Annotated in this window: 1 protein-coding gene; it reads left to right on the plus strand. The window is 68.8% G+C overall.

The annotated features are described in order from the left end of the window. Positions 1 to 391 (plus strand): prolyl oligopeptidase family serine peptidase (locus tag Q0C81_RS15540; protein WP_291839925.1); only part of this gene is annotated, 391 nt, incomplete at both ends.

Consider the following 391-nt stretch of genomic DNA (forward strand, 5'->3'; position numbering starts at 1 on the left):
CAAGGTCGCCATCATGGGCACCAGCTACGGCGGTTACGCGGCCCTGATGAGCGCCGCCAAGCGACCGGATCTCTACAAGGCCGCGATCGGCATCTGCGGCGTCTACGATCTGCCGGACATGCTGGCCTGGGAAGAGCGCGAGGATGATCTGGCGGGCAAGCCGATCTACGAGTTCTGGACCAAGCGCATCGGCGACCGCCGCACGGAGGCCGCCGCGATCGAGGCCGCCTCGCCGCGGCGTCGGATCAGTGACATCACCTGCCCGGTGCTGCTCGTCCACGGCGTCGAGGACGGCGTCGTGCCGATCATACAGTCCCGGCGTATGCGCGACGCCTTCCGCGCCGCCGGACGGCCGGTTGAGCTGATCGAGGTCGAGGACTTCGGCCACGGG

The sequence above is a fragment of the Brevundimonas sp. genome (genome assembly GCF_023259385.1).
In the GTDB taxonomy this organism is placed as follows: domain Bacteria; phylum Pseudomonadota; class Alphaproteobacteria; order Caulobacterales; family Caulobacteraceae; genus Brevundimonas.